Genomic DNA, 26898 nt, shown 5'->3' on the forward strand with positions numbered 1-26898 from the left:
GCCGCGATCCGGGGCCGTCCGGAGCCTAACCGGTCGGTGCGTGGTCCCGTGCCGTCGAAAGTGCACTAAGCCGATGATCGTCCAGAATGTCGATCATCATGGCAGCCAGCAATGCCGTCCTGTCCGACATCTGTGACAGGTCCGCCCATTCGCTACGGGCGTGTGATCCGCCGCCGACCACCCCCAGTCCGTCCAGCGTAGGTATGCCCATCGACCCGGTGAAGTTCGCGTCGGACGCGCCCGGCGCGCGTACCCCGACCAGTGGTGGCAGCCCCATCCGCCGGCCGACCCGCTGGGCCACCTCCAGCAGCGGCACCGCCACCGACTCGGGCAGCGGATACCGGTTCACCCCGCCGTCGACGTCGAGCGTGGCCCCGGCCAGCCGTGCCGGCAACGCCCGGATCATCCGGTCCACCCGGTGCAGTTCGTCGCGGGTCCAGGCCCGTACGTCGACACTGAACTCGGCGGATTCCGGCACCTGGTTGGTCATCGCGCCGCCGTGCAGCACGGTGGGTGTGACCGTGGTGCCGTCGGCGGCCAACGACCGTACCGCCAGCACCTGGTGGGCCAGCTCGACCGCCGCGTTGACCCCGCGGTGCGGCTCCACGCCGGCGTGCGCGGCCCGACCACGGACGGTGATCCGGTAGACGGAGCCGCCCTTGCGGGCGACCTTGAGCCCACCGTCCTCGCTGCTCGGCTCGCCGACCAGCACCGCTGCGGACCGGCCAGCCTGCTGCTCGATCAGCTGCCGGGAGGTCGGCGACCCGCTCTCCTCGTCGCAGGTCAGCAGCAGCCCGACCCGGGACGGATCGGGCAGCAGCGCCAGCGCGCCGAGCAGTTGCACGATCCCGCCCTTCATGTCGCACACGCCCGGCCCGGTGGCGATCGGGCCGGACGCGGTGAACGGCCAGTCGGTGACGGTGCCCGCCGGCCAGACCGTGTCGTAGTGGCCGAGCAGCAGTACCCGCTGATCGACCGCCGGCCAGAGCAGATGCGGCAGCCCGTCGCGGATGATCCGGCGGGCCGGTCGGCCGAGTACCTCGCTGCCCCAGGTGTCGAGCAGGTCGGCGCAGTCGTGCAGCAGCCGTACCGCGCCGGGCGGGGACTCGGCGGCCACCAGTGTGCCGAGTCGCCGTACCATCTCCGTCGCCTGGCCCCCCGCAGCGCGCCGGAGCTTGTCCAAGTCAGCCATGCGGCGATCGTGGCACCGGCTGATGGCCGGCGCCATCCGCTAGCGTGCTCACCCCGTCGCTGTCAGTGCCCAAGTTGGATGGTACGGCCGCCGCGCGACCGTCGGGCACTTTGGAAGAACCTCGTCGCTCGATGCTGCGGCATCATCCCGTTGGGACCGTGCCGCCGATCGACGGCGGACGAGCGCCTCAGGAGGCCGCCGGATGGCACACATCGATCTGGGTCTGGACGAGACGGAGCACCCGGGAATCACCGGCTTGTTCCGGTACCGGCCGGAGACCGCCGCCCCGCTCGGCGCGCTCGCCGAGGTACTGCTGCACGCGCCGCACCCGACGCTTAGCCCGGGCGAGCGTGAACTGATCGCCGCGTACGTGTCGCAGCGCAACGAGTGCTCGTTCTGCTCCGCCTCGCATTCGGCGTTCGCCGCCGAGCAACTCGACGGTGGAATGCCGATGGTGCAGGCGGTGCAGGCGGATGTCGACGGCGCCGCCGTCACGCCGAAGCTGCGCGCGCTGCTGAAGATCGCCGGCGCCGTCGCCCGGTCCGGCCGGCAGGTCGACGCCGCGCTGGTCGACGCCGCCCGAGCGGCCGGTGCCACCGATTTGGAGGTCCACGACACGGTGCTGATCGCGGCGGCGTTCTGCATGTTCAACCGCTACGTGGACGGACTCGGTACGGTGCTGCCGGCCGACCCGGGCGTCTACGCCGAGCGGGCAAAGCAGGTGGTCGCCAACGGATACGGCGGTTGACCCCGCGCACGCGTCACCCGGTCACCGCGGCCGGCGGCAGCTCAGCGGCTGTTGTACGGCATGGTGGGGAACCAGCCGTAGTCGAACATCGCCGGCAGCCGCACGTCCCAGTAGACGACCATGAAGACACCGAGCGCGATCAGCAGCCCGCCGGTGACTGCGGCGGTCCGGGCCGGGTCGGCGGCCAGCCAGCGGATCAGCCCGCCCCGGGTGACCATGACGAGCAGCGCGAACACCGCCGAGACAATGACGATGTTGCCCAGCGACTGAAGGATGAACGCGCCGGCGCCGTACAGCGGATTGCCGCTGTCCACCGCCCAGACGAACAGCTTGTTGAACAGCGGGTACGGCCGGCCGATCAGGAAGCCGCCGACAAGCGCACCGAGGGTGACCACCCGGGCCACCGGGCGGCGGGCGAACGGATCCGGCAGTACGCCGATCGCGGCGAGCCCGAGGTAGGCGAAGGCCAGCCCGATCAGCCCGAACACCACCATGGACTGAATCAGGCGTACCGGCAGCCCGCCGACCGAGCCGGTCGACAGCTGCGGCAGCCGGTCGCCGAGCAGCACCCCGATGAAGCCGTACGCCCCGGCGACGGCGACCATGCCGAGGGTGAGCCAGCCGATCGGCCGCAGCAGGCTGCGCAGCCCGGCGCGGGTCGCCGCGCCGCCGCTGGCCTGGCTCATCGGACCGATCGACGCGGCCATCGCCACGTTACAGGCGGTGAAGGTGCCGGCCAGCCCGGTCACGAACGCGAACACCAGGCCGGCGACGGTGCCGCCGATCGCGGTCGCCTTGGCGTCGTGGCCGAGCAGTGCGTTCGCGACGTTGTCACCGATCACGTGGTCGACGAAGTCGTACGACCAGAGCACCGCGAGCAGCACTCCGGCTGCGGCACCGAGCAGCACGATCCGGGTCCGGGAGGCCGGGGCCGGATAGCCGGACACCGGTGGGATGATCTGGGGCTGTGGAGATCCACTCCTGGAGATGGTCATGCGCCGATCATTTGTGCGGCGGAAGCTGCTGTCCTCTCAGATCTTGCCCCGCTTGGTGCCGTTCGACGCGGATGACGCCCAAGACGGCAATCCGCGACAACTCCGCGACACCGGCAACGGCCAGGATTGAGCCATGCCGGTCACCTCGGACCAGTGGCGGTCCGCCGCCACCTCCGCTCCAGACGTGCTACGACGGCTGCTCACCCTGGTGGACGGCGTGCCCGCCGCCCACCCGGTGACGGCCCACTGGAGCCTCGCCGACACCATGGCCCATCTGGCCACCATCACCGCGATGGACATCGCGCTGGTCACCGGCGGCGTCCCGAACCTGCCGGTGCCGGAGATCAACGAGCTGCGGGCGACGACGACGGTCGACACCGTCGCCGAGATGAACCGGCGCGTGCTGGCGCAGTTCACCGAGCGCGACGTGCCGGCGTTGTCGGCCCGGTTGCGCGCCGACGTCGCGGAGCTGACCCGACTGGCCGACACGGTCGACCCGGATCACGAGGTGAGCTGGCTCGGCGCCGCCCAGCTGCCGGTCGCCGGTCTCTACTCCCATCTGCTCAACGAGATGAACATCCACGCCTGGGACATCGCCCGGTCGGTCGGCGGACGCTGGCACACCGACCCGCACCAGGCGGCGCTGTTCGTCGACGTCTTCCTGGCTGGCGTCACGCGCTGCGGCTACGGCCGGCTGCTCGACCACGACCGGCCGGTCCGCGCCGGGCGGATCTCGGTGACCTTCCACCCGCGTACCGGGGGCCCGACCACCCTGGCGCTGGTCGACGGCCGGGTGCTGCTGGAGCCGGTCGACCCGAGGCCGGACGTACGACTGCGCTACGACCCGGCGACGTTCAACCTGATGCTGTTCGGCCGGGTGGGCCGGCTGCGGGCGGCGCTCGCCCGCAAGGTGGCGGTCGGCGGTCGGCGGCCGTGGCTGCTGCCCACATTCATGTCGACGATGCGACTGCCGTCCTGACCGCAGGCCGTCCTGACACACCTTGGTTCTGACCGCAGCGTGTAATGGTCTTGACACAGAGCCGTAGTGTGACGTACATGGCCATCGCTGTTCGTCGAGCGTGGTGAGAGGTGCGGTGGTCGGTGGCGGAGGGAGTGTGCGCCCATGTCGGACCAGGCGCCGTACAGCCGGCGCTCATTCCTCAGTGGAGTGATTGCGACCGGGACCCTGGCGGCGGTCGCCACCTACGCGGCCCCCGGCGGCCGACTGCAGTCCCGGGTCGAGCTGCGGCTGTCCACCGGAGCGGATCCGACCGGAGCCCGGGACCTGCTGGTGAGCATGTGGAACGAGACGAACCCACGTACCATCGTGCGGGTCGACCCGATCGGCAGCGGCTCCGGCGACGAACGCCGCATCATGCTGGAGAAGGCCGCCGCCAGCGAGGCCGACCTGCTCAATCTCGACATCGTCGACGTGCCCGAGTTCGCCACCAAGGGCCTGATCGAGAAGATCCCGCCGACCGGGGGGCGGCAGCTCATCGCCCCCCTCGACCGGGTCAGCCGGGTGCCCGACGAACCCGGCGCGTACTGGGCGGCACCGTTCAACACCGACGTCGGCATGCTGTTCACCCGGCTCGACGGTGAGTCGACCGAGGCACCGCCCCGGCGGCTGCCCGACCTGCTCGCCACGATCCCGGACGGGTCGCAGCAGTTCGTCGGACAGCTGCGCCCCAGCGTATCGGCGTTCTACGAGGCGTTCGTGGTCAATGTCCTGGAACATGCCGTCGCCGAGCGGCCGGCCGTGCTGAAACCGCTGGGTACGCCCGGTGCCGAACGGCCCGCCGACCGGATCTCCACCGACGTCGAGCTGTGGAAGGCCGCGCTGCAGCCGCTCAAGGACGCGATCGACGCCAGGAAGGTGCTGACGTCCGGCGGCGAACCCGAGTCACTCGAGGCGTTCGCCGCCGCCGACTCCACGATTCGCTACCTGCGCAGCTGGCCGGTCGAGTACCGCAAGCTGCAACTGGCCGGTAACCGGGACGTGGCGACCGGACGGATCCGGGTCGACCCGCTCAGCCAGGGCATCCTCGGCGGGCAGAGCCTGGCCGTCGTCGCCGGTTCGCGCTACGTCGACCGCGCCCTGGCGTTCATCTCGTTCGTCACCAGCGAAGGGGCCCAGAAGATCCTCGCCTCGCACGGCATCGCGCCGACCGCGATCGGCGCGTACAACGACCCGAACCTGCGGGCTTCGATCCCGCACCTGGTCAGAGTGCGCGAGGCGGTGGAGAACTCGCTGCCCCGGCCGGTGCACCCGGGCTACCGGCGGTTCTCCGACGTGGTCAAGGACCATGTCGAACGGTTTCTCTACGAGGACCAGGACCTGTCGCCACAGTTCACCACGGAGATGGCCGGTGCGCTGGCCTGACCGCGGCGGCGCCCCGATCCGGAGAGGTACGTCGTGCAGATAGAACCATGGCACGTCCCGCTGCTGGTGATGGCGGGCATCATCGTGCTCGAACTTCTCGCCGTCCTGGTGCTCCGCGACGCCGGACCGGCGGTACGGCAGTTCCTGCGCACCGCCGGCCTCGGCACGCTCGCCCTGGTGCTGCTGGTCGTCGTCGTGGTCAGCATCGGCCCGTCGCTGGCCGACCAGCTGGCCAGCGTCGCCGCCGCGATCGCCGGTATCGCCGCGCTGTGGCTGACCTACCGGTCGCACCGGCCGTCGGCCGCACCGCCCCCGTCCGCGGAACCCGGCGGTGAGCGGAGAACTGCGGCGTGAGCGGTGCGCAGCGCGGACGCAAACGTCTCGACCGGCTGCGCCCCGGAGATCCCCCACCGGTCATTCAGCACGAAGAACGGCACCCCGGTGGCGCCCAGCCGGCGGGCGGCCCTGGCATCGGCGTCGACCTCGGCCGCGTACCCGTCGCTGTGGACCACCTGCTCGGCGGCGGCCCGGTCCAGGCCGACCTCGACGGCGAGTCGGACCAGGGTCTGCGGGTCGTCCAGCACCGCGGCTTCGGCCAGATGCGCCCGCATCAGCCGCTCGTGCAGCGGCCCGCCGAGCCCGTTAGCCGAGGCGAACTGGTTCAACCGGTGCGCGTCGAAGGTGTTCACCGCGACCGCGCGGTCCAGTGCGTAGGTCAGGCCCTCGGCGGCGGCCAACTCGCTGACCCGCTGGGTCATGGCCCGGACCTGGGCCGCTGACCCGCCGGTCCGGCGGGCCAGCATCTCGGGCACCGGCAGCGGCTCACCGTGCGTGGGGTCCAGCTGGAAGCTGCGCCAGCGCACCTGCACCCGGTCGGCGTACGGGAACTGCTCCAACGCGGTGTGCAGCCGTCGCTTTCCGATGTAGCACCACGGGCAGATCACGTCGGACCACACGTCGACCCGGACCAGGGCAGTGGCGGCGGCGTCGGCCCGGCCGCCGGTCGTTGAGGTTGCCATCGTCACCTTCCAGGCCCGGGTTGGTCCCGCCGAGGCTAACCGGGTGCTGCGTCGCCGCCGGGGGCAACGTGCGAGACACCCTCGTCGGTGACACCCCTCGGCACACATTTTTGGGGTACTGCCCAGTAACAGGTGGAGCGGCCGGCGCCCGGCTGACACGATGACGGCGCATCAGGTGGGTGTGCGTTGACCGACTGGGCCATGTGCAGCGAGTAGTTTCTCGGCTGCGGTGCGCGATAACCGGGCCTGAAGTGGGAACAACCGGGCCGAAGCAAGCAACAACCGGGTCGAAGCAAGCAGGAAATGGACTGCCGAATGAGCAGTCGAGCCAGGCAACGTACCTTTTGTGGAGACTGCCAGCATCACCAGCGTTGCCCGTACGGAACCCGGCCTGGCAGCCGGCGCCGACCCCGACCTGATCGGTGGGCTCCGGCTCCGGCCCGACGCCCGGGCCCTGCAGCTCGACCGGTACGGCCGGGTGGTGCGCGTCTCGGCCGGCCTGACCCGGTGGATCGGCTGGTCGGGCGCGCAGCTCGCCGGACGTCCGTTCGAGCTGGTGCTGCACCCGGACCGGCGGGCCTGGTTCCGCCACCGGTTCAGCATCCTGCTGACCGACGCGTACCCGCACTTCGTCGGCCTGGCCGAGGTGACCACCACCGACGGTCGCCTCGCCTCCAGCCACATCACCGCCGTGGCGGTACGCGGGACGGAGCCGCCGGCCGACTCGGTGCTGGTGCTGCTCACCCCGGAGAACCGGGTACGCCGCCCGCAGCTGACCGAGGTCGGTGCCCGGGTGCTGGAAGGGCTGGCCGGCGGCGCCTCGACCGCCGAACTGGCCGCCAGTCTGCACCTGAGCCGCAAGGGCGTCGAGTACCACGTGACCGCGCTGCTGCGCCAGGCGCGGGTCACCAACCGGACCGCGTTGGTCGCCTGGGCGTACCACTGCGGGGTCCTGGTGCCCGGCAGCTGGCCACCCCGGCTGGCACCCGAGGCCCGGGAACAGGTCCGGCCGCGCGCCCGGACCTCAGCCGCCGCCCAGCACGGGTAGGCCGGCAGCGCCGACGGCCGGCCAGCCGCATTGTCGGCCCGGCTCAGTGTCGGCCCGGCGGCGCCAGCGGTGAATAGCGGATCCTCGGCCCCGGGGGCTGCTTCGCTCGGGTCTGCTTCGGTCTGATCTGTTCCGGGTGTGCCTGTTCCGCGCGCGTGCGGGTCTGCTCCGGGTGGCGGGCTGCCCGGTGCCGCATCAGCAACCAGACGCCGAGGCCGCCGAGCAAGGCCCCCATCAGGACCGCCAGCACCAGCCGCACCGTGCCGCCGAAGACGATCTGCCCGAGCGCCGCCCCGACGATCCACCGGGCGACCCACGCGCCGACCGTCGACCCCGTGACCGAACTGGTGTCCACTGCAACCGGCATGACCGCCTCCCCTGACCACGGTATCGATCCTTGGCGTTCCCGTGCGGGGTCAGCGGAAACCATGTCGGCAACTTGACGGCGGTCACACCCCTGCCGGCCGGACTACCCGGCCGTACCGTAGATGCTGTCCTTCAAGGAACGGACCTGGGCAAACTGGTCGCGGATCAGCGCGGTGGCGGCCTGCTGTACGCGTACGGAGAATTCGTCCTCCCGGAACCGGCGCAGGCTGCCCGGCACGATCCGCACCGTCCAGTCCCGCATGCCGCGGACCTCGATCTGCACCGAACCGTCGTCGGAGCGGCCTTCGGCGACGATGCCGCCCCGGGCTGATTGGTAGTCGACGTCGCGCGGCCCGACCGGCGGGTCTTCGCCGGACACCGGAGTGCCGAGCGCCTCGCTGACCGCCGCCCAGTACGCCTTCATCCTGCCCGCCCACAACAGCCGGCCGAGCGCGGCAAGTTGCTGCTCGACGTATCGTTCGTCCAGCCACTGGTAGCGGCCGGCGGCGAAGGTGACCCGTACGCAGTCGCGGCCACGCAGCTCACCGGAGATCGCGCCACCCGGCGCGACCGCCGTCACGTGCATGTTGTCGAGCCGATCTGCCAGCAGTCCCACGATCCGTTACCCCGTCATTGTCGTCGTCAAAGTGGGCGTGTGGATGGTCGAGGTGAACGGTCGCCGTCAGGTCGAGTAGCCCATGAACAGCGGCCCGGTCACGTCAGACTGGGTCGCATCGGCCAGCGCCGGCCGCTTCGCGACGAAGCTGTCCCGCTGCTGCGCCACGGCCTGGCAGCAACTGGTGAGCGCGTCGGCGATTTTCTGCTCCTGCTCGGCGATGTAACCGTGCAGCAGCCGGATGGCATCGCGCATCGAGTCGACGACCGCCTGCGCCGTCTCACCCTGGAACCGGACCGCCGGCGGGTCGTCGGGCACCCCGGCTGCCGCCACCTGCGACGAGGCCCCGACAGCGGTCAATCCCAGCGAGAGCCCGAAGCTGACCGGGGCGAGCGCCACACCGGCCACCGCCGCCACCGACGACACCACGGTGAAGGTCATCACCCACTCGTTCTTGCCGCAGTCGTCCATCCGGTCCAGCGCGATGATCGTGTCGTGGGCGATCTTGTCGATGTCGTCGCGCGCCCGGACCCAGATTTCCCGCTCCGCGTCCAGCGCCGCCCTGAGGACCGCGATCCCCATGAACTGGTTGTAGACGATTGACGGGAACGGGGAGATGAAGTTGCTCTTGAACTCCATGGCGGCCCGACCCGTCCAGCTCTCGATGTGACTCTCCGCGTCAAGCATCTCGTCGAGACGGGGGTTAGCCGGATAAATGTCTTTACTAACCGGGTCCCTCGACACCCAGCCTGACGACAGCTCTTCGATGGAGCGCCTCAGCTCGTTCAGCTGGCTGTCGAACGCTGCCGGATCGGGCATCTCGGCGAACGCCTGGAACAGCTCCGGAATGTCGCTGAACAGCTGCTCGACCCGCTGGCGGGCCTCCTGCTCGCCGTGCCGCGGTGCCAGTTGCGGTTCACCGGCCGGGACCGCTGGGCGCGCCCCGGACTCGGTCAGCGCCTTCAACGTCGCCTGCTGCTGGATCTCGTAGGCGTGCTGCATCAGGTTGTCGAAGCTCATCCGATGTCGGCCCTCGGCTCGCCGTTGACTTCCAACAACCGAGCGAACTCACTGGCCGCCTCGTAGTCGGCACGGGCGTACTCGACGGTGGCGACGCAGAGCGCGTCCGCCGTCGCCTCGATGTTGTCGGCCGTGTCGTGGCAGATCTTCGCCAGGATGCCGTGCAGCTCGACCCACGGCTGGTACGCCGGACCGTACGGCACCCCGGGCAGATTGCCTGAGCGGACGAACGCCCCGGCGACGCCGACGGCGGCAGCATCGAGGGCGTCACCCGCCGTCGAGTAGACCGCCGCCACGGTGGGGAGATTGTCCCGGCCGGCACGCCAGAGCCCGTACAGGTCCGCGCCCAATCTGGTGCCGCTGTTGGGCTCACTGTTCGTCACGTGATCCTCCATCTGCCCGTCGAGTGGCCGACCCTGCCAGCCGGTTAGTTGAAGGGAGCTGCCGTCGCCCATCCCGGCGAACTGGGCGCGGGGCCGAAGTCGCAGTAGGGGTAGCTCTCGGTCCGGGAGTCGTCGAATTGCGCCGGTATGCTGCGGATGACGTCGGTCAGATGCTCTGCCTGATCCGGGTCGCACCGGCCGGGTCCTTTGTCGCCGTCGATGCTGCCGCCGACGATCTGGCCGGTGGCGTCCCGGAAGATGGTGCCGACGCCCCGGGTGAAAAGGCCGGTGCAGTACGGCGAGACCATCCGGTAGTACACGATCCCGCTGTGCGACTCCGCATCGACGATGGTGGTGCGGTCGTGCGTGGTGGTGATCCCGGCGACCTCGTCCGGTCGGTGCTCGACCCAGGTGGTGGCACCGAGGGTGGTGTCCACCTCGACCTGGTCGGCGGCGCCGGCCGCTCCGTCGACGTACACGGCGGTGCCGACGCCGGACCGGGCACCGGGCAGCAGCAGCGGCACTTCCAGCAGCACCGTCCCGCCGCCGTCTCCGATCACGACGGTGTCGCCGGTGTTGTCGAGCACGTCGAACGAGACCCGGGTGCGGTAGGCGACGTACCCGCTGGTGTTCTCGACGACGACTCCGATGCTCGCGGTCGCCGAGCCGAGTCGACGCACCGGTGGGACGATCGTCACGCCGGATTCGACGATTCGCAGCCCGCCGCCGTCTGGCGCCTCGGCGGACGGGCCGGCAGTGCCGGTGAGCGGGCGGTCGGGTGCCTCGATACAGGATGCTGCCGGGTCGGACTCCGAGTCGGATGAGCAGGCAGCGGCGACAGCTGCGGCCGCGACCAGGACGACGGCGAGCGCCGCCGGCACGGTTGGCCGGAGCTGGATCGATGCGGGCATGGCGCGCCTGTTCCCCACTCTTGAGCCGATGGACTGCCGCGGTTACCCCAACGTACTACATGGACACATTCTGTACGTGGTGCAGGGAGGTTGCGGTGACTCTAGGTGAGGATGATCGGCCTACTAAGCTCCTGTCGCCAATCCGTCACTTTCCGGTACGGCTCAGTCGGCGAGCACCTGCTGGCCCTGCCGCAACGCGGCGGCCATCGCGTCCCGGTAGCCGGACAGTTCGGCACCGTGCCGGTCGACTGCGGCGTCCAGCGCCTTCTCCCACGCCAGCCGCTGCGCCTCACGCAGGCTGGTCCGGTCGGCGCACCCGGCGTCCGCAGCGGCGAGCTCGATCTCCTTTTGGCGGGCCACCTCGGCCGGCCACGGGCCGCCCTCCGGCACGGGGCCGCCGGGCCGCTCACCGACCGGGTAGTGGAAGTACTGGGCGAAGCGCCGGGCGTCGGCCGGGTCGAGCAGCGGTGGCTGGCCTTCCTGCTGGAGACAGTCCGACCAGGCGGCCGTCGCCGAGGTCACCGTCGGATCGGCGGCGTAACTGGCGCGCGCCGCCTCGTCGATCACGGTCACCGGGCTCGGCGGCGCGGCGACCTCGCCGTACACAGCTGATCTGGCCTCGCCGACGCAGCCGCCCAGAGTCGGGTTGCCGGCGTCGTCGGTGAGCGTTTCGCCGTCCGCTGCACCGGTCAGCGCCTCCAGGTAGCGGCGCTCCTCGGCCGGTGACGGCCAGGTGAACCGTTCGGTGGTGGCACCGGCACCGGCCTCGGTGTCGGCCTGGTCGGCGGTCTCGGCCGCTCGGATGCCGTACCCGTTCGCTGTTGCCTGGTCCAGCGTCGGTGACTGCTGCGGAGGCACGACCACCGGCCCGGGAAGCCCGGCCGGGAGCTGTGCGGGAAACCGGTCGATGCCGGCATCACGCAGACACGCTTCGGTGAGCCGGCCGACGACGGCACGTACCTGCGGGTCCAACTCCAGCGCGGCGGCGAGCAGCGGATGCTGGACCGAGGCCGGATCGGCTCCGGCGGGCAGCCCGCCCGAATCGGCCGGAGGCTCGGTGGCCTCGTCGGATGTCGACGGCTCCGGTGAGCAGGCCGCCAGCATCGCCAGTACGCCGACCATCGCGGCGGTGGGCAACAGCTTGCCGAGGCGTTCGAGGTGCTGCATGTTCAAACCGTCTCCGTTGGTCATTGTTGCGGGTCGTCAGGGGGCGCGCAGTGCTGGTACACCTCGGTCCGAGTGTCGGCTGCGGCCGGTGGCAGACTGCTCGGCAGCAGCGTCGACCCGGAGTGCTGGCCGGGCAGGCAGGCGGACGGCGAGACGGTGGGGTCGAATCCTCCGCCGACCACCGTGCCGGCGTCGTCGCGGAACACCGCGCTGGCGCCGACTGAGGTCCACTTCTGGCAGTACGGTGAGCGGGTCTCGTAGGTGACCGTAGCGTCGATCTGGTCCGTACCGTGCCGTCGGGTCTGCAGATGCCGGGTGGTGATTCCGCCGGCCGTGGTTGCCACAGCGTCCGCGTCCGCCTCTGCGGCTGCGTCCGCGGTCGCATCTGGTGTGTCTGCGGTCGCAGTCGCGGTCCAGGCCGCGCCGGAGACGGTGGCGTTCACCCGGGCGACCTCGACCCGCTGGCCGTCCTCGGACCGGATCCAGAACTGGCCGCCTACGCCGACGCGTTCGCCGGGGAGGATGACCGGGATCTCGCGGGGCCGGTCGAGGATCGTGGTGAGGACGGCGGACTCACCCGCATCGTCAAGGACGTCGAAGGTCACCAGGGCACGATGCGCGGTGTGCGTGCTCGTATTGGCGACGACGGCGCCGATGCTGACCATGGCGTTGCGGGTGATCGGCGCCGAGGTGCTGCCGAGCTGGGTGAAGCCGGACTCGACCACGTCGAGCCCGTTGCCGTCCGGCCCGTTGCCGTCCGGCCCGTTGCCGTCCGGCGCGGCAGTCGCTGTCGCTTCCGCTGTCGCCGATGGTGTTGCTCGATCCGGCGGTCCGACGCACGGCGCGGTGGGGGTTGCGGTCGCGTCCGGCTGACCCCGCATCTGCAGGGCGACAGCCGCACCGGCGGTCACCACCGCGACGAGTACCACTACGGACAGAGGCATGAGGACCTTTCGCCTTAGTCGGCTGGGATCAGGGGCATCCACGGTCGGTGTGGCCATGAAGCGTACTCCCACTTTCCAATGCGGACTAAAGGCGGCTCTGCCACGGTACAGCCTGGCAACCGTCGATGCCGACCGCAGCGTGCCCGGCTGCTCGCCGCCCGGTGCGGGTTCGGGTGGGCAGCATGCCGCTCGTCATGGCTTCCGGGGCAGGTGTCGCCACAGTCTTGATGCCACAGGTGCATCAAGATGCACCTGTGGCATCAGCCCTGAAGGGCGCACCATCCCGCCGGTCGGTGACGCTGCGTACAACTTCGGGTGGCCGGGGTGGTCCGTCGGTCAGCTGATTCCGTACGCCACCGGCTCACGAGCCGGTCTCGGCTGCGAGCGCCAGCATGGCGTGGAACTCTCCGTGTACGACTTGGCCCTGCACCGACCCGAGGAATCGGTCTCCATCGCGGTTTGCTGGATGTGCCGGACGACGCGCAGCCATGGACAGCGAGATCCGGCCCCTGGGCCAATCGAGTCATAAGGCTCAAGCTGCGAGCGGTCGCCTCGCCATCGGTGGGCCGGCGAGGCAACCGGCTGCGGGCGTAGCGGCAGGGGGCAGTCAGCGGGCGGGGGTGTGGGTGAGGAAGGTGGTCCAGGCGGTTGGGGAGAAGGTGAGAGTGCCGCCGTCCCGGTCCTTCGAGTCGCGGACCAGGACCCGGCCCGGCAGGTTGCCGGCGACCTCGACACAGTCGCCACCGGTGTTAGTGGAACGGCTGGACTTGCGCCACACGGCGGCGACCTCGACACAATTGCCGCCCGTGTCGCCGGACCGGCTTGATTTGCGCCAGTGCAGACCGTCAGGAGTCGTCATGGTGTCAGCCTATATTTCGCGATGATGCGGAGCGACGCGCTGGTGGAGGCGGCGTCGCCGAGCAGGCTGTCCCACTGGCGGTTGAGTAGCTCGATCGTCTCCTCGTCGTCGGCGACCTGGCCCTTGGTGGCGGTTTCCAAGTAGGCGATCGGGTCGAGGTCGGGCAGTTGGGCGACCGCGAAGCCGCCACCGAGCGCGGCATGCGCGCCGACCTCGGTCGGCAGGATGTGGATCCGCACGTTCGGCAGCTTGGCGACCTCCTGAAGGTGCTGGAGTTGCCGGTCGAGGATGGCGTGATCGCCCACCGGTCGGCACAAGGTCGACTCGTCGAAGATGAAGATGCACTCCGGTGGGTTGTCGCGGGTCAGTAACTCCTGCCGCTCCATCCGAATCCGGACTAGCTCTTCCGCCTTGGCTGGGGTGTGTAGTCCTCCTGCGGAGATGATTGCTCGGGCGTACTCCTCGGTTTGTAACAGGCCCGGAACGACAGTCGGTTGGAAGGTGCGGAGGCGCTTGGCCTGGGCTTCCTGCTTGCGCCAGGCGATGAACCAGGCGGGGGTGCGTTGGCGTTCGGCGCGGTCCAGCAGCTCGGTCAGCAGGCCACCGGTGCACAACGCCTCATCGGCTTCTTCGGCGAATTTGAAGGTCGGCTTGCGCCGGCCGGTCTCGATTGCGGCAATCGTCGACGCACTCCAATTGATCTTCTCGGCGAGCCCGTCCTGGCTTACTCCGGCGGCGACGCGTGCTGCTTTGAGCGCGCGTATCCACATGATCATGTCCACCGCTTACCCCTCCGTACGTGAGTGATTCCACGGGTATGCCGATCCATCCTTACGGGAGAGTGCCGGCGGAGTCCAGAGTGCTTGCAGGAGAAGTTTCCGAGGATCAGCGGAGGGCAGAAATGAGTGTCCTGGTACCAGGTTCCCAACCGCCGGCCATCCCCGAGCTGAGCGAGGAGCAGACCCGTGACGTCGCCATCCGGTACGCGACGAGCGTCGTCACCGATCACTGGCCTTCAACGGAGTGGGCCGGCTGCCCGGCCTGTCTGACCGACGGATGCCGCCCGATGGACACCGCGCTGCAATTTCTACGCGTGGAAGACTTCAGGGCGTACGAGCGGTTCGCCGAGCTGCTGCGCGACGGTCAACCGGTGGAAATGATCAACAATGAGAAATGACCCGTTGGTCAGAGTCGGCGACACGGTTTCGCTGAATACCGGCGACTACTGCTACGGGCTCGGTCGACTCGTGCTGCGGGTCACCCGGGTCGACGACGGCGCACAGCATCCGGGGATCGAATGGGTCCACCTGGTCGGGGTCGAGGTCGTCGGCGGTGAGGACCAACGCTTCCGCTCGATCGTCGTACGGGCGGACGCGCTGCGCCGCCCCGGCGCGGTGACCCGGCCGGCCCGTCGCCGCCCGTGAACTCGTCGAGTGGAGGGCTGGGGTACGTAATTCGTCGAGAATTAGGTACCCCAGCCCTCCACTCGACGCGCCGGTGGCGCAGCGGCGGTGCGACTACGCGGACAGTCGCTGCGAGAAGCGGATGTTGTTGCCGGACGGGTCGCGGACACCGCAGTCGCGTACCCCGTACGGCTGGTCGATGGGCTCCTGCATGACCTCCGCCCCGGCGGCCCGGACCCGCTCGAACGTCGCGTCCACGTCGTCGACCAGGAAGATCAGCCCGCTGAGCGAGCCCTTGGCGAGCAGCAGCTCCAGAGCCTCCTGGTCGGCGGCGCGACCCATCGCGGCGACTTCGAGCACGATCTCGACGTCCGGCTGTCCGGGCGGGCCGACAGTCAGCCAGCGGACGCCCTCGAACGGCACGTCGGTGCGGACCTCCAGGCCGAGCACGTCGCGGTAGAACTTCAGCGCCTCGTCCTGGTCGCGGACGAGCAGGAACGTGTGGGAAAGCTTGATTGTCATGCCAGCGACGCTACGCCGGCCGGCTGACCTGGGCTTCTCCAAACCGACTTGATACGCCGGCCGGTATCCGACGCTGGAAAAGTGAGGTTCGCGTTGTGGGTACCGGCTACGAACCGATGAGTCTGGCAGTGCTGGCCAGCCACCTGGCATCCGCAGACGTCGACCAGACCCGGTGGAAGTTGGTGTGGGAGTTCCTGGAGGAGTTCCGCTGGGAGCCGGCGGACACCAGGGTGACGCTGCTGCTGGACGAACCGGAGCAGACCGGGGACGAGCGGTGGGACGCGCTACTCGCGGCACTCGCAGAGCATCTGCTCGCTCAGGCGGACGTCGCCCCGCCGCAATGGGCTGAGGCGCGGGTGCTGCGCCGACCATGGTTTCCTGCCGAATTGGCAGTCCACCGGGCAGATGCGTTGGCGTGGGCGCCAGCCGCCCTTCGCAAGCATGGGGTGTACCTGTCCGTCCACGACCTGGCGGCGGCGTGACCGGCTCAGACGGCGGCCGGGCGGGTCGGGCGGGTGACGGCTTTGACGTAGCAGGCTGGGATGGCCGCGCCGGCGGCGTGTGACCGGGCCCGGTACGCGCTGGGCGTCTCACCGACCAGCTCGGTGAAGCGGGAGCTGAACGAGCCGAGCGAGGTGAACCCGACCGCCATGCAGACGTCGGTGACGCTCAGGTCGCCACGGCGCAGCAGCGCCTTGGCCCGCTCGACCCGCCGGGTCGACAGGTAGCCGTACGGGCTCTCGCCGTAGGCGGCCCGGAACAGCCGGGTGAAATGCGACGGCGACATGTACGCGGCCCGCGCCATCGCCGGCACGTCCAGCGGCCGGGCGTACTCCCTGTCCAGCAGGTCCCGGGCGCGGCGCAGCCGGACGGCTTCCTCGACGTTCACCCGGTCAGGGTGCCATGCCCCACCGACGGACTCTCCCCGGTTTCAACTTCTCGCCGGGGTCAGACCTCGGTGACGTTGGGTCGACGAAGGCTCCGGGAGCGGGCGGCGCGCCACCCTGGGCCGACGACCGCCACCAGGCCGATGGCGCCGACGCCACCGAGCCACGCTGTGGTGATCGTTCGTCCCGCGTCCCGCCCGGGGATACAGGAGGTGGTCAGCGGCTCTCGCTGACCGAGTGGGTCGATGTCGACCTCGACCTTCGTGCCGACCGGCTCGGCCGGCCCACAGAACGGAACCCAGCCGAGATCGTCGCCGCCGACGGACAGTTGGTAGCTCGGGCGGCACAGTTCGGTGTCCGGCACGCACCCGTCACGGACATCGGTGACCTCGGCGGTTACCTGTTCGCCGTACGGCGAAAGGTTGCCTTCGCCGTACGCGCCGGCGAAGGCGAGACTGAGCGCTCCGACCGTGATCCCCAGCAGTGTGCGGCCGGTGATGACGACCGTCGTCAACCGGCTGGTACTCCGTTGTTTTTGACCGCCATGCCGCGCTTTCCCGGCACCACCACCTGTCCGTCGGTGACGAGCATGAACCGCTCCAGGCCGGGGACGAAGATGTTGACCACGGCCAGGTTGCCGGTGACGTAGTGATCACGCTGCAACGGTGTGAAGCCGCGTCTGGCGAGGGTGTCGACGAGCTCGTCGAAATGGCCGGCGGCAGTGTCCGGTGCTTCGGTGTCCCGGTACGGCACCAGGATGGCGTCGCCGAGCCGGGTGCTGAAGTCGCTTCGGTAACAGGCATGGAGCGCGGGATAGGGCGTCGTCCAGTCGTGCCGGACGGGCGTCATGGCCGCGAACGCGGAGTGGATGTACCCCAGTGAGGACGCCAGGTGGACCTGGACCAGCTCGCTCACCGCACGGGCGATCGCATAGTGGCGGGAGAGCGAGGCGCCGCAGCCGCGGATCCGAGCCGGTTCGCCATCCTGCGTGGGAAGGTAGGCGAAGATCGCCGGCACGCCCAGATCGGTGGTCATGTCGATCAGGTACAGCCGCTGACCGGTGATGGTTTCCGCCGCCGACACCAGGGCTGCGAGGTCGTCCGGCAACGTGCTCGCCTCGATGAGGATCAGCGGTGACCTGCGCCGCCCCAGGAACTGGTCGATCAGCAGGAGGGAGAGGGCGTCCCGCTCGATGGTCTCGTTGAGCGCGTGGACCGCTGCCTCGACCGGGTCGGTGCCCGCAGCCCAGCCGTTGTTGCAGGAGTAACGGCTCACCCCGGTGTAGTCGTAGTGGTCACCCAGACTTTCCCGCAGCGGGTCGGCCTCCTCGTCGAGGTAGTCCGGCACGGAAAGGAACAGCGGCACGTCAATTTCGGCGCCGCTGGTCACCACCCGGAACGGCAGGCATCCCAGCGGCCCGTCGGGCAACTCCCCGAGCAGGCCGAGCGCCACGTCCTGGCTGAGCGTCACGTCGCGGGAGATCTCACCCGCGCGGCGCAGCGTCGTCCCGCCGCCAGCGAGGCCCCGCAGCCCACTGAGGTGGTGCTCCAGCGCCTCGAAGATCGCGCCGACCCGGGCCGCCGCCGAATTTCCCTTGCCGAGTCCCAGTCCGCTGGGCACCGGGTCGTCGCCACGCCACAACGTCGCGGTCCAGACTGCCGGATCGCCGTCGAGCACCGCCGTGCAGTCCACCCGGAGATCGAGCTCGGCCGCCGCTGCCAAACCCCGCAGGTGGGCCTCGGACAAGCTCAGCGTCCGCTCACCGTCCTGGACCACCGAGCCGGCCGCAAGATCCGTTCCCGACATCACTCCACCTCCGACTTGACGCACCGAACTGCGGGACCGGGTGGGGCCGGGCGGGCGAGCCGCCCGGCCCCGGTGCCGTCGACTCAGCCGGCGGACTCGACCGCCGCCACCTCGGAGTCCTGGCCACGCTCGGTCAGCTCGTCGAGGGTCCGCTGCTCGGTCTCGGCGAGTTCAGGCTTCTCCTGCTGGGCCCGGTAGATCTGGTCGTGCAGTCCCATCTGCTCCTCCTTCATCGAGTGGCGCCTTGGTCCGAGCTTCGGGCATGTCGATAGACATCAGATACGCGGTTCGATATATCCGCAGTCAGGCAACCGCCGTCCTCCACACCCCGTCTATGGGTTCACCTACAGCCGGGCCCGCTGGCCGCTCCGGTTTGCCAGGATGGCGAGATGAGGGTGGATTCGTGGGACGCCGCCGACCCGACCATCTGCGCCTGACATGGAATCCCTTCGTTTCGACCTGCTCGGCGTGGTACGCGGCCACCGGGGCTCTGCCGATCTCGACATGGGAAGCCCGCAGCAACAGGCCCTGCTCGTCGTCCTTCTCCTGCGGCCGGGTCAGGCGGTGAGCGCAGCCGTTCTGATAGAAGCACTGTGGGGCGACGACCCGCCGGTCACGGCGACGAAGAGCCTCCGCACGTACGCTTGGCGCTGGCGCAAGGTGCTGGAAACGGACGTTGCCGAGCCCCAGCTCCTGACGACCGTCGGTGACGGCTACCGTCTGGAGGTGCCGGAGGACGCCGTTGACGTGCGGTGCGCCGAGGCGCTGGCCCGTCGCGCCCGTCGTGCCCGCCGCGCCGGCGACGCGAGGAGCGCCCGCGCGATGCTGGCCGAGGCGCTTGCCCTCTTCAACGGCGAGCCGTTGGCCGGGGTGCCCGGCCCGTTCGCGCAACGGCATCGTCGCCGGCTGAGTGAGCTGCACCTGGATCTGCTGGAAGCGCGTCTGGCGTTGGACATCGACCTCGGCCGCGCCTCCTGGTGTGTGCCCGAGTTGCGTGCGCTCATCGACGAGAACCCGCTGCGGGAAAGCCTCGTCGTGCTGTTGATCCGGGCACTGCACGCCAGTGGCCGGACGGGGGAGGCCGCTGCGGTGTTCCCGGCCGCTCGTCGCAGGATCGTGGACCGGCTCGGGCTGGAACCCAGTGCCGAGCTTACCGACGCCCACCGGCGGCTCCTGGCCAGCGAAGGGACCGCCGTTCCGCCGGCGCGTACCGAGGAGCCGGCGGGGAGCGGGGTTCCGGCGGCCAGTGACGTGCCAGTGCCGCGTCCGGCCCAGCTCCCGGCCAGCACTGCGGACTTTACCGGGCGCGAGGCGGTGGTCCGCCTGATCATCAACGCCCTGAGCCGGTCCGACCGGGGCTCGTTGCCGATCGTGGCCGTGGCCGGGATGGGCGGCCTCGGCAAGACCACCCTGGCACGACACGTCGCTCACCGGATCGACGCGTACTACCCGGACGGTCAGTTGTACGCGGAGCTCAGGGGCGGTGACGCCAAGCCGGCATCGCCACAGGACGTCCTGGGTGGTTTCCTCGTAGCACTCGGGGTGGAGTCCATCCCGGACTGCCTGGACAGCAGGTCGGCGCTGTTCCGCTCGGTCACGCACGAGCGCCGACTGCTCGTGGTGCTGGACGACGCGCACAGCCTGGCCCAGATCACCCCGCTGCTGCCGGGCGCCGCGACCTGCGGCGTACTGGTAACTTCCCGAACCCGGCTGGCCGGTCTGAACGGCGCCGTGCACGCCGACCTCGAAGTGTTCGATGAGGCCGAGGCAATTGAGCTGCTGAGCCGGGTGATTGGCCACGACCGGGTAGCCGCCGAGCGCGAGACGGCACGGGAACTCGTGGTGGCCTGCGGATTGCTGCCGCTGGCGGTTCGCATCGTGGCGGCCCGGTTGGCCGCCCGGCCGGGCTGGTCGATCGGCATGCTTCGCGACCGGTTCACCGGCGGCTGCCGGCTGGGCACGTTGCGGGCCGGTGATCTGGACGTGAGCGCGACCTTTCTGGCCAGCTGGCGGCAGCTCACCCCGGAGCAGCAGCGTGCACTGGTCCTGTTGGCCGTCACCGACATGCCGGACTTCGCGCTGCCGTTCGCGGCGCGCATGCTGGACCGACCCGAGCCGGACAGCGAAGACTTGCTGGAGGAGCTGGTCGACCTGGCGTTGCTCGAGTCGGACACCGCCTGGCGATACCACCTGCATCCCCTCGTGCGGTCGTTCGTCCTCGCCCAGAACAACTCCTGAGGAGCCTGAGCAGCCTGATCGGCCGGACCGGCCTGGTCGGCCGGTTACTGTGGGCGGCTCAGCGACCAGCGAGATCAGGTCTACACCTATGCGGTGTGACCGGGTCAGCGGCGGAGGATGACAGTGTCCAGGATGTCGAAGCGGGCCGGTGCGTCGCGGCGGCTGCCGACCAGGAACGCCACCTCGCGGCCGGGCTGGCACAGCGGCCACCAGAACTCGCCGACCAGCGCGCGCCGCAGCGGCAGCCCGCAGTAGCGCTGCCGCTGGCGTTGGTAGGCCACCACGTCCCGGTCGCGCAGTTGCTGTACGTGGCTACGGCAGACTGGATGGTGGCAGTGGTAGCGGTAGGCGACGGTGAACGGCGGTCGGCGTAGCAGGTCGTGCACCACCGGACGGAAGAGGTCGGGCTCAGTGCGGCGCCAGGTGGTGGCGGACCAGCGTTCGGCGGGCGGCGCCACCGGGGTCCGGTTGACCCGTACGTAGCGCAGCTCGGCGACCCGGATCAGGGCCAGGGACTGGGCGTCGGGACGCCGCGCCGCCGAGTCTTCCAGGTCGCACATGGACCATTCGGCGTGGCGGTGCAGGATCGCGGCGCGTCCGGGCCACCGCCGGGCTTCGTGGCGGACCCGCAGAGTTCCGGCGTGGACCCGCCAGCTTTCCGGGCGGGGGTCGGCCGGGTCCGGCTGAGCGACAGCCGTGACGATGTCGTAGCGCCGCACCGGCGCAGCCTGGCTGAGCGGGTGGGCGGGGATCTCGTCGAACCGGATCCAGTGCTGGGGGCCGTCGAGGCGGAGACCGACGAGGGTGGTCATCGCGCCGTGTGTCGCGGACGGCACCGGCGGGGTGACACCGGTGACCAGTACCTGCATCGGGGTCGCACCGCTGTCCTTGCCCGGTGGTGGTTCGTAGTGTGGCGTCCGGTACAGCTCGCTCACGCACGCCTCCGGCTGAGGGGTAGCCATTGGTGATTGGGCGACTACTCATTGCAAACAGGGTTACACGGGTGACGCCCCCGGATCCAGAGCTGATTTCGCGGATTGGGTTGGCGTGATAGCGTGTTGGGCAACCGCCCAGTGCGGACGTTCAGGGCGATCGCCCAACGGATGCTGCTCTGGAGGTGGGAGATGACGCAGACCGCCGCCGAACGCGGCCGGCAGGTGCGGGCCCGGCTGCGTGCAGCCGCCGTCACGTTGATCGCCGAGCGCGGCTGGGCGGCCGTCAGTACCCGGCTCGTCGCCGAGCGGGCCGGGGTCGCCCCCGGGCTGGTCCACTACCACTACGCCTCGGTGCGGGCGCTGCTGATCGAGGCGGCCACCGGCACGATGACCGACCTCGTCGGCGAGCTCGACACGCTGCTGACCGGGGCAGCCAGCCCCGAGGCCGGCGTACGGGCCCTGCTTGCCGCCCTCGACGGCTACTCCGGCACCGACCCGACCTCGCTGCTGTTCGCCGAGGCCTACCTGGCCGCCGCCCGCGACGCCGAGTTGCGCCAGGTGCTGACCGGCATCCTCGACGGGCTGCGCGGCCGGACCGCCGACTGGCTGGCCGGCCACGGCGTCGCCGATCCGGCGGGCAGCGCCGCCGTGCTGGCCGCCGCCCTCGACGGCCTCATGCTGCACCGTCCACTGTCATCCGACCTCACCTCGGAGGCGGTCGCCGGACCGCTGATCCGCCTGGTCACCACCGACACACCAGCATGAACACCACGGTCGGATCAGCATGAGCACCACCGACAACGCCACGACGGAAGGGGACCGACAGTGAAGGCGGTCATCTGCGGCGCCGGGATCGCCGGACTGGCCCTGGCCCACCGGCTGGACGCCGCCGGCTGGGCGGTGACCGTCCTCGAACAGGCGCCGGCACCGCGTACCGAGGGCTACATGATGGACTTTTTCGGGCCGGGCTACGACGCCATCGAACGGATGCGGCTGCTGCCGCAACTGCAGGAGTACGGCTACCAGGTCACCGCGCTGACCTACCGGGACGACCAGGGCCGTCGGCGGGCCAGCCTCAGCTACTCCCGGTTCGCCGACCTCGTCGACGGGCGGCTGGTCAGCATCATGCGTCCCGACCTGGAACGGATCCTGCGCGAGGCGCTGCCCGGCCGGGTCGCGCTGCGCTTCGGCAGCCGGCTGGCCCGCATCGACCACCGCGCCGACCGGGTCGACGCCACCACCGTCGACGGCACCGTCCACCGGGCCGACCTGCTGGTCGGTGCCGATGGCATCCACTCCACCGTCCGCCGGCTCACCTTCGGCGACGAACGGCACTTCCTGCGCCACCTCGGCTTCCACACCGCCGCCTGGGTGTTCGACGACCCGGCGGCTCGCGACGCCATCGGCGACGAGTTCGCCCTCACCGACAGCACCCGGCGCCAGCTCGGCTGCTACGTGCTGCGCGACGGCCGGATCGCCGTCTTCGCCGTGCACCGGACCACCGACCCGCAGCTGCCGGCCGATCCCCGGTCGGCCCTGCGGCAGGAGTACGCCGGCCTCGGCTGGATCGCCCCGCAGGCGCTCGCCGCCTGTCCACCCGCCGACGACATCTACTACGACCAGGTCGCCCAGATCGAGCTGCCGGCCTGGAGCCAGGGCCGGGTGGTCCTGGTCGGCGACGCCTGCCAGGCGGTGTCCCTGCTCGCCGGGCAGGGCGCCTCGCTGGCCGTCGCCGGGGCGCAGACCCTCGCCGCCGAGCTGACCCGGGCACTCGACCCCGCCGTCGGCGCCGACCCCGGCGTGCTGGCGATAGCGCTGCGCCGCTACGAGACCGCGATGCGGCCGGTCGTCACCGACAAACAGCAGGTGGCCCGGCGCGGGGTCCGCTGGTTCGTGCCGGAGCACCGGTGGTGGCTGCACGTACGGCGGGCCGCGCTGGCCGCCGTCGGGCTGCCCGGCATGGACCGGGTCATCGCCGGAGCCATGGTCGGCAAGTCCAGCACCTGACCCGCGGCAACGGCCGCCGGGTGGGAGCATCTGACCTGGGTACGCTCGCAGCATGCCGGTGCCGACTCCGACCCCGCCGAGCTGGATGATCCGCGGCCGCGAGCTGCTGTTCGGGCCTGGACCGGCCCACCGCCGGCTCGGTACGCGTCGGCGACGCCGACCTCAGCCGGCTCGACGACCGGCGGCTGACCATGCTGCGCCGCGACCGGATCGGGTTCGTCTTCCAGCGCTACAACCTGCTGCCGACGCTCACCGCGTTGGAGAACGTCACCCTGCCGCTGGCGATCGCCGGCCGCCGGGTCGACGGCGACTGGCTGAACCGGGTGGTCGCCGCCGTCGGGCTCACCGCCCGGCTCGGGCACCGCCCGGCCGAACTCTCCGGCGGGCAGCAGCAGCGGGTGGCCGTCGCCCGCGCGTTGATCACCCGACCGTCGGTGATCTTCGCCGACGAGCCGACCGGCAACCTGGACTCCCGTACCGGCGCCGAAGTGCTGCGCCTGCTGCGCGACGCCGTCGACCAACTCGGGCAGACCGTGGTGATGGTGACCCACGACCCGCTCGCCGCCGCCCGCGCCGACCGGGTCACCTTCCTCGCCGACGGACGTCGAGTCACCGAACTGGACCGGCCCGACGCCGAGGCCATCCTCGACGTGATGTCCCGGCTCGACGGCACCCGCGTGGGTGGGTGAGGTCAAGTGCTGCGGCTCACTCTGCGTTCGCTGCGCGCCCACGCCAGCCGACTGCTGCTCTCCTGCCTGGCGATCGTCATCGGTGTCGGCTTCGTCACCGGCACCCTGATCTTCTCGGACGGGCTGACCGCCGCAGCCGAGCAACGCGCCGGGCTGCTCGACCGCTTCGTCGACGTCGAACTGACCCGTGACTTCGACGTACCGGCCGGCGAGGCCGGCGCGCCGGACGCCGACGGCGAGGTGCTCGCGGCCACGCTCGTCGACGCCGTCCGTCAGGTCGACGGGGTCGCCGCCGCCGAGGGCACCTTCAGCTGGTACGGCGTCGGGCTGCTCGGCCCGGACAGCCAGTCCATCCCCGGCCTGAACAACCTGGTCACCGTCCCGACGGACCCCCAGCTGGCCGGTCTGCCGCTGGCCGCTGGCCGGCTGCCGCAGCGTCCCGGGGAGGCGGTGCTCGACGCCCGGACCGCCGCCCGGCGGGACATCGCCATCGGCGACCGGGTGCAGGCCGCCGTCACCGACCGTCAGCCGCAGCCGTACCAGGTGGTCGGTCTGGTCGACGTCGCCGGCACCGGCGTCGACTCCGGTGGCGCGCTGCTCGGCCTGGTCGACGCTGACGCCCGGCAACTCACCGGCCGCACCGACCTGGACCGGGTGCTGGTCGTCGCCGAACCGGGGGTCGGCCAGGTTGAGCTGGCCGAGCGTCTGCGCTCGGCCGCCGGTGGGTACGTCGCCACCCGCACCGGCGAGCAACTGCGGGCCGCCGCGCTGGACTTCACGGTCGGCAGCGGCGAGCAGTTCACCCGGCTGCTGCTGGCGTTCGCCGCGATCGCGGTCTTCGTCGCCGCGTTCGTCATCGCCAACACGTTCACGATCCTGCTCGCCCAACGCACCCGGGAGACGGCGCTGCTGCGCCTCGTCGGGGCCACCCGGGCGCAGCTGTTCCGGGCCGGCGTCGTCGAGGCCGCCGCCGTCGGAGCGATCGGCGCGGTCTGGGGACTGCTGCTCGGGGTGGTGGCCGCCGCCGGGCTGCGCCAGCTCTACGCCGAACTGGGCAGCGGGATGCCGAGCGGCACGGTGGTCAGCCCGCGTACCGTCGTCGTCGCCCTGGTCTGCGGCGTCGGCGTCACCGTCGGCGCGGCGCTGCTGCCGGCCTGGCGCGGCACCGCCGTACCGCCGGTCGCGGCGCTGACCGACGCGGCGCTGACCGTCGCCCGACCGGTCGGCCGGGTGCGGCTCGGCGCCGGCCTGCTGCTGATCGTCGTCGGCGTGCTCGGGCTGGTCGCCGCCGGCCGGCTCGAGGACCTGCTGGTGGTGGTCGCCGGTGGGATCCTGGCCTTTGTCGGTCTGGTGCTGGCCAGCCCGTTGATCGTGCCGGCGGTCACCCGGCTGCTCGGCAGACTGACCGGGTGGGCGGCCGGTCCGACCGCCCGGCTCGCGGTCGCCAACGCGGTACGCAATCCGCGTCGCGCCGCTGCCACCGCGATGGCGCTGGTGATCGGCATCGGGCTGGTGACAGCGTTCTCGGTCGGCGGGCACAGCGTCAAACGTGCCGTGGAGCGGGAGGTCGACGCCCGGATCGGAGCCGCCTTCCTGGTGGAGTCTAATCTGGATCCAGTGCCGCCCGAGCTGATTGACCGGCTTCGTGACCTCCCGGAACTCGGCGTGGTGCTCGGCGGCGCCGAGGTGTACGGCGCTCCGGGCGGGTTCGACGTGGCCGCCAGCCATCCCGACCTGCTGGCCAAGGCGAAGCTGGCGGTGGCCGACGGGGACGTGCGGGACTTCGGGCCGGGCCGGGTGATCGTGAACGAAGCGACCGGGTTCGCCGTCGGCGACCGGTTCCGGCTGGAACCCGTTGCGGCCGATCCCGTTGACCCGGCCGACCCCGCCGACGTGGTCGAACCCGCCGGCCCGGTCGGGCAGGCGCGCGACGTCGTCGTCGCCGCGGTCCTCGCCGACCCGAGCGGCGGCGACCAGTCGGCTCCCGGCAGGGTGTTGGCCGTCGAGGAGGACGTCACCGCCGTCTACCCCGACATCGACACCTGGCTGGTGCAGCTCGACCCGGCAGCCGGCGTCGGTGCCGAGACCGCCCGCGAGGCGGTGGAGTCGATCGTCGTCAGCTACCCGTTCGTCACCTTCGTCGACCGGGCGGCGTACGCCGAGGCGCGTACCGGCACCGTCGACACGGTGCTGCGGTTCGTGCTGGCGTTGCTGGCCCTTGCGATCCTCATCTCGCTGCTCGGGCTGGCCAACACCCTGACTCTGTCGGTGGTCGAACGGACCCGGGAGAACGCCCTGCTGCGGGCCGTCGGCCTGACCCGGGGCCAGCTGCGCCGGATGCTCGCCACCGAGGCGGTGCTGACGGCGGTCAGCGGTACGGCATGCGGCATCGCGATCGGGATGGCCGGGGCGTTCAGTGCGCTCGCCGTGCTCAACCGCGCCGAGGACGACATCTTCCGGCTGGAGCTGCCGTGGACGCAGCTCGGGGTCGTCGTCGCGGTGGCGGCGGTCGCCGCATTGGTCGCCTCGGTGCTGCCGGCCCGCCGGGCGCTGCGCCAGCCGGTCGTGGAGTCGCTGGCGGCCGACTAAGTCGGCAACTGTTGATCGCTGATTGCCAGATCAACGCTTTCCTGGATCGGTAACTGCCCGGAGTCGCTGCGAGGGCGACTCCGGGCAGTACGACAAAGACAGATATCTATAGACGATCATTGATATCCGGACCAATAGGTGCGATAGTCAGGTGGAAGCGCTCCCGCACCC

The 26898-nt window shown here is 70.8% G+C and carries 30 protein-coding genes and 2 pseudogenes; 13 read left to right on the plus strand and 19 right to left on the minus strand.

Annotated features, from left to right (window positions below; genetic code table 11):
- Positions 1 to 25 precede the first annotated feature (25 nt).
- Positions 26 to 1192, minus strand: coding sequence for a M20/M25/M40 family metallo-hydrolase (locus O7621_RS10400; RefSeq protein ID WP_282233768.1), 1167 nt, complete (start codon positions 1190 to 1192; stop codon positions 26 to 28).
- Positions 1193 to 1394: 202 nt separating this feature from the next.
- Here O7621_RS10400 and O7621_RS10405 point away from each other — a divergent pair, with 202 nt between their 5' ends.
- On the plus strand, positions 1395 to 1940 hold the full coding sequence (locus tag O7621_RS10405) for a carboxymuconolactone decarboxylase family protein (RefSeq protein WP_282233769.1): 546 nt from the start codon (positions 1395 to 1397) through the stop codon (positions 1938 to 1940).
- Positions 1941 to 1981: 41 nt separating this feature from the next.
- Here O7621_RS10405 and O7621_RS10410 read toward each other — a convergent pair whose 3' ends face one another.
- Positions 1982 to 2935 (minus strand): hypothetical protein, encoded by a 954-nt coding sequence (locus tag O7621_RS10410; RefSeq protein WP_282233770.1) that lies wholly within the window; start codon positions 2933 to 2935, stop codon positions 1982 to 1984.
- Between the two features lie 133 nt (positions 2936 to 3068).
- On the opposite strand from O7621_RS10410, the gene O7621_RS10415 reads away from it, so the two are divergent.
- From O7621_RS10415 to O7621_RS10425, 3 genes are all read left to right on the plus strand, one after another.
- Positions 3069 to 3914, plus strand: coding sequence for a hypothetical protein (locus O7621_RS10415; RefSeq protein ID WP_282233771.1), 846 nt, complete (start codon positions 3069 to 3071; stop codon positions 3912 to 3914).
- Between the two features lie 144 nt (positions 3915 to 4058).
- On the plus strand, positions 4059 to 5318 hold the full coding sequence (locus O7621_RS10420) for an extracellular solute-binding protein (protein ID WP_282233772.1): 1260 nt from the start codon (positions 4059 to 4061) through the stop codon (positions 5316 to 5318).
- A 33-nt stretch (positions 5319 to 5351) separates the two neighbouring features.
- Positions 5352 to 5672 (plus strand): hypothetical protein, encoded by a 321-nt coding sequence (locus O7621_RS10425; RefSeq protein ID WP_282233773.1) that lies wholly within the window; start codon positions 5352 to 5354, stop codon positions 5670 to 5672.
- Here O7621_RS10425 and O7621_RS10430 read toward each other — a convergent pair.
- Positions 5597 to 6337, minus strand: coding sequence for a DsbA family oxidoreductase (locus O7621_RS10430; RefSeq protein ID WP_282233774.1), 741 nt, complete (start codon positions 6335 to 6337; stop codon positions 5597 to 5599). The genes O7621_RS10425 and O7621_RS10430 overlap by 76 nt on opposite strands.
- A gap of 346 nt (positions 6338 to 6683) precedes the next feature.
- On the opposite strand from O7621_RS10430, the gene O7621_RS10435 reads away from it, so the two are divergent.
- Entirely contained in the window at positions 6684 to 7385 is a 702-nt protein-coding gene (locus tag O7621_RS10435) for a LuxR C-terminal-related transcriptional regulator (protein ID WP_278174108.1), read from the plus strand.
- A 43-nt stretch (positions 7386 to 7428) separates the two neighbouring features.
- Here O7621_RS10435 and O7621_RS10440 read toward each other — a convergent pair whose 3' ends face one another.
- From O7621_RS10440 to O7621_RS10480, 10 genes and pseudogenes are all read right to left on the minus strand, one after another.
- Positions 7429 to 7752 carry a hypothetical protein gene (locus tag O7621_RS10440; protein WP_282233775.1) on the minus strand — a complete coding sequence of 108 codons (324 nt, stop codon included), beginning with the start codon at positions 7750 to 7752 and terminating at the stop codon, positions 7429 to 7431.
- A gap of 102 nt (positions 7753 to 7854) precedes the next feature.
- Positions 7855 to 8367, minus strand: coding sequence for a hypothetical protein (locus O7621_RS10445; RefSeq protein ID WP_282233776.1), 513 nt, complete (start codon positions 8365 to 8367; stop codon positions 7855 to 7857).
- A gap of 66 nt (positions 8368 to 8433) precedes the next feature.
- Positions 8434 to 9387, minus strand: a complete 954-nt coding sequence (locus O7621_RS10450) for a hypothetical protein (RefSeq protein ID WP_282233777.1) — start codon at positions 9385 to 9387, stop codon at positions 8434 to 8436.
- Positions 9384 to 9770 (minus strand): hypothetical protein, encoded by a 387-nt coding sequence (locus O7621_RS10455; protein ID WP_282233778.1) that lies wholly within the window; start codon positions 9768 to 9770, stop codon positions 9384 to 9386. Before O7621_RS10455 ends, O7621_RS10450 begins: the two co-directional genes overlap by 4 nt.
- Before the next feature lie 44 nt (positions 9771 to 9814).
- Positions 9815 to 10681, minus strand: a complete 867-nt coding sequence (locus O7621_RS10460; protein ID WP_282233779.1) for a hypothetical protein — start codon at positions 10679 to 10681, stop codon at positions 9815 to 9817.
- Positions 10682 to 10843: 162 nt separating this feature from the next.
- Complete coding sequence (locus O7621_RS10465; protein WP_282233780.1) at positions 10844 to 11854, minus strand: hypothetical protein; 1011 nt, start codon at positions 11852 to 11854, stop codon at positions 10844 to 10846.
- 14 nt (positions 11855 to 11868) lie between these two features.
- Complete coding sequence (locus tag O7621_RS10470; RefSeq protein ID WP_282233781.1) at positions 11869 to 12792, minus strand: hypothetical protein; 924 nt, start codon at positions 12790 to 12792, stop codon at positions 11869 to 11871.
- Between the two features lie 607 nt (positions 12793 to 13399).
- On the minus strand, positions 13400 to 13570 hold the full coding sequence (locus O7621_RS10475) for a DUF397 domain-containing protein (protein WP_348775296.1): 171 nt from the start codon (positions 13568 to 13570) through the stop codon (positions 13400 to 13402).
- A 4-nt stretch (positions 13571 to 13574) separates the two neighbouring features.
- Positions 13575 to 13628, minus strand: a pseudogene (locus O7621_RS29160) (hypothetical protein); the annotation flags it as partial.
- Positions 13629 to 13647: 19 nt separating this feature from the next.
- Positions 13648 to 14427, minus strand: coding sequence for a helix-turn-helix transcriptional regulator (locus O7621_RS10480; RefSeq protein ID WP_282234540.1), 780 nt, complete (start codon positions 14425 to 14427; stop codon positions 13648 to 13650).
- Between the two features lie 23 nt (positions 14428 to 14450).
- On the opposite strand from O7621_RS10480, the gene O7621_RS10485 reads away from it, so the two are divergent.
- Together O7621_RS10485 and O7621_RS10490 are read left to right on the plus strand one after the other, a co-directional pair.
- Positions 14451 to 14828, plus strand: coding sequence for a hypothetical protein (locus O7621_RS10485; RefSeq protein WP_282233783.1), 378 nt, complete (start codon positions 14451 to 14453; stop codon positions 14826 to 14828).
- A complete protein-coding gene (locus O7621_RS10490; RefSeq protein ID WP_282233784.1) occupies positions 14818 to 15075 on the plus strand; it encodes a hypothetical protein in 258 nt (85 codons plus the stop codon). Before O7621_RS10485 ends, O7621_RS10490 begins: the two co-directional genes overlap by 11 nt.
- A 93-nt stretch (positions 15076 to 15168) precedes the next feature.
- Here the strand turns inward: O7621_RS10490 and O7621_RS10495 are convergent, their stop codons facing one another.
- Positions 15169 to 15576 (minus strand): VOC family protein, encoded by a 408-nt coding sequence (locus O7621_RS10495; RefSeq protein WP_282233785.1) that lies wholly within the window; start codon positions 15574 to 15576, stop codon positions 15169 to 15171.
- A 116-nt stretch (positions 15577 to 15692) separates the two neighbouring features.
- Here O7621_RS10495 and O7621_RS10500 point away from each other — a divergent pair, with 116 nt between their 5' ends.
- Positions 15693 to 16058, plus strand: coding sequence for a hypothetical protein (locus tag O7621_RS10500; RefSeq protein WP_282233786.1), 366 nt, complete (start codon positions 15693 to 15695; stop codon positions 16056 to 16058).
- A 5-nt stretch (positions 16059 to 16063) separates the two neighbouring features.
- On the opposite strand, the gene O7621_RS10505 is transcribed toward O7621_RS10500, so the two are convergent.
- The 4 genes from O7621_RS10505 to O7621_RS10520 form a co-directional block, all read right to left on the minus strand.
- Positions 16064 to 16465, minus strand: coding sequence for a helix-turn-helix transcriptional regulator (locus O7621_RS10505; RefSeq protein ID WP_282233787.1), 402 nt, complete (start codon positions 16463 to 16465; stop codon positions 16064 to 16066).
- 59 nt (positions 16466 to 16524) lie between these two features.
- Positions 16525 to 16977, minus strand: coding sequence for a hypothetical protein (locus tag O7621_RS10510; RefSeq protein WP_282233788.1), 453 nt, complete (start codon positions 16975 to 16977; stop codon positions 16525 to 16527).
- The gene (locus O7621_RS10515; protein ID WP_282233789.1) at positions 16974 to 18269 is read right to left on the minus strand and encodes a YcaO-like family protein; all 1296 of its coding nucleotides are present in this window, start codon (positions 18267 to 18269) and stop codon (positions 16974 to 16976) included. The genes O7621_RS10510 and O7621_RS10515 overlap by 4 nt, the downstream gene beginning before the upstream one ends.
- 83 nt (positions 18270 to 18352) lie before the next feature.
- Complete coding sequence (locus tag O7621_RS10520; RefSeq protein WP_282233790.1) at positions 18353 to 18487, minus strand: hypothetical protein; 135 nt, start codon at positions 18485 to 18487, stop codon at positions 18353 to 18355.
- 220 nt (positions 18488 to 18707) lie between these two features.
- On the opposite strand from O7621_RS10520, the gene O7621_RS10525 reads away from it, so the two are divergent.
- The gene (locus O7621_RS10525; RefSeq protein ID WP_282233791.1) at positions 18708 to 20507 is read left to right on the plus strand and encodes a BTAD domain-containing putative transcriptional regulator; all 1800 of its coding nucleotides are present in this window, start codon (positions 18708 to 18710) and stop codon (positions 20505 to 20507) included.
- Positions 20508 to 20611: 104 nt separating this feature from the next.
- Here O7621_RS10525 and O7621_RS10530 read toward each other — a convergent pair whose 3' ends face one another.
- Positions 20612 to 21442: a hypothetical protein gene (locus tag O7621_RS10530; protein WP_282233792.1), complete on the minus strand. Its 831-nt coding sequence runs from the start codon at positions 21440 to 21442 to the stop codon at positions 20612 to 20614.
- A 189-nt stretch (positions 21443 to 21631) separates the two neighbouring features.
- On the opposite strand from O7621_RS10530, the gene O7621_RS10535 reads away from it, so the two are divergent.
- The 4 genes and pseudogenes from O7621_RS10535 (at position 21632) to O7621_RS10550 (ending at position 26727) form a co-directional block, all read left to right on the plus strand.
- Positions 21632 to 22207 (plus strand): TetR/AcrR family transcriptional regulator, encoded by a 576-nt coding sequence (locus O7621_RS10535; protein ID WP_282233793.1) that lies wholly within the window; start codon positions 21632 to 21634, stop codon positions 22205 to 22207.
- A 60-nt stretch (positions 22208 to 22267) separates the two neighbouring features.
- Positions 22268 to 23449 (plus strand): FAD-dependent oxidoreductase, encoded by a 1182-nt coding sequence (locus O7621_RS10540; protein ID WP_282233794.1) that lies wholly within the window; start codon positions 22268 to 22270, stop codon positions 23447 to 23449.
- 104 nt (positions 23450 to 23553) lie between these two features.
- Positions 23554 to 24138, plus strand: a pseudogene (locus O7621_RS10545) (ABC transporter ATP-binding protein); the annotation flags it as partial.
- A gap of 6 nt (positions 24139 to 24144) precedes the next feature.
- Positions 24145 to 26727, plus strand: coding sequence for an ABC transporter permease (locus tag O7621_RS10550; RefSeq protein WP_282233795.1), 2583 nt, complete (start codon positions 24145 to 24147; stop codon positions 26725 to 26727).
- The last annotated feature ends 171 nt before the right edge of the window (positions 26728 to 26898 follow it).

The organism is Solwaraspora sp. WMMD937, assembly GCF_029581175.1.
Taxonomy (GTDB): Bacteria; Actinomycetota; Actinomycetes; order Mycobacteriales; family Micromonosporaceae; genus Micromonospora_E.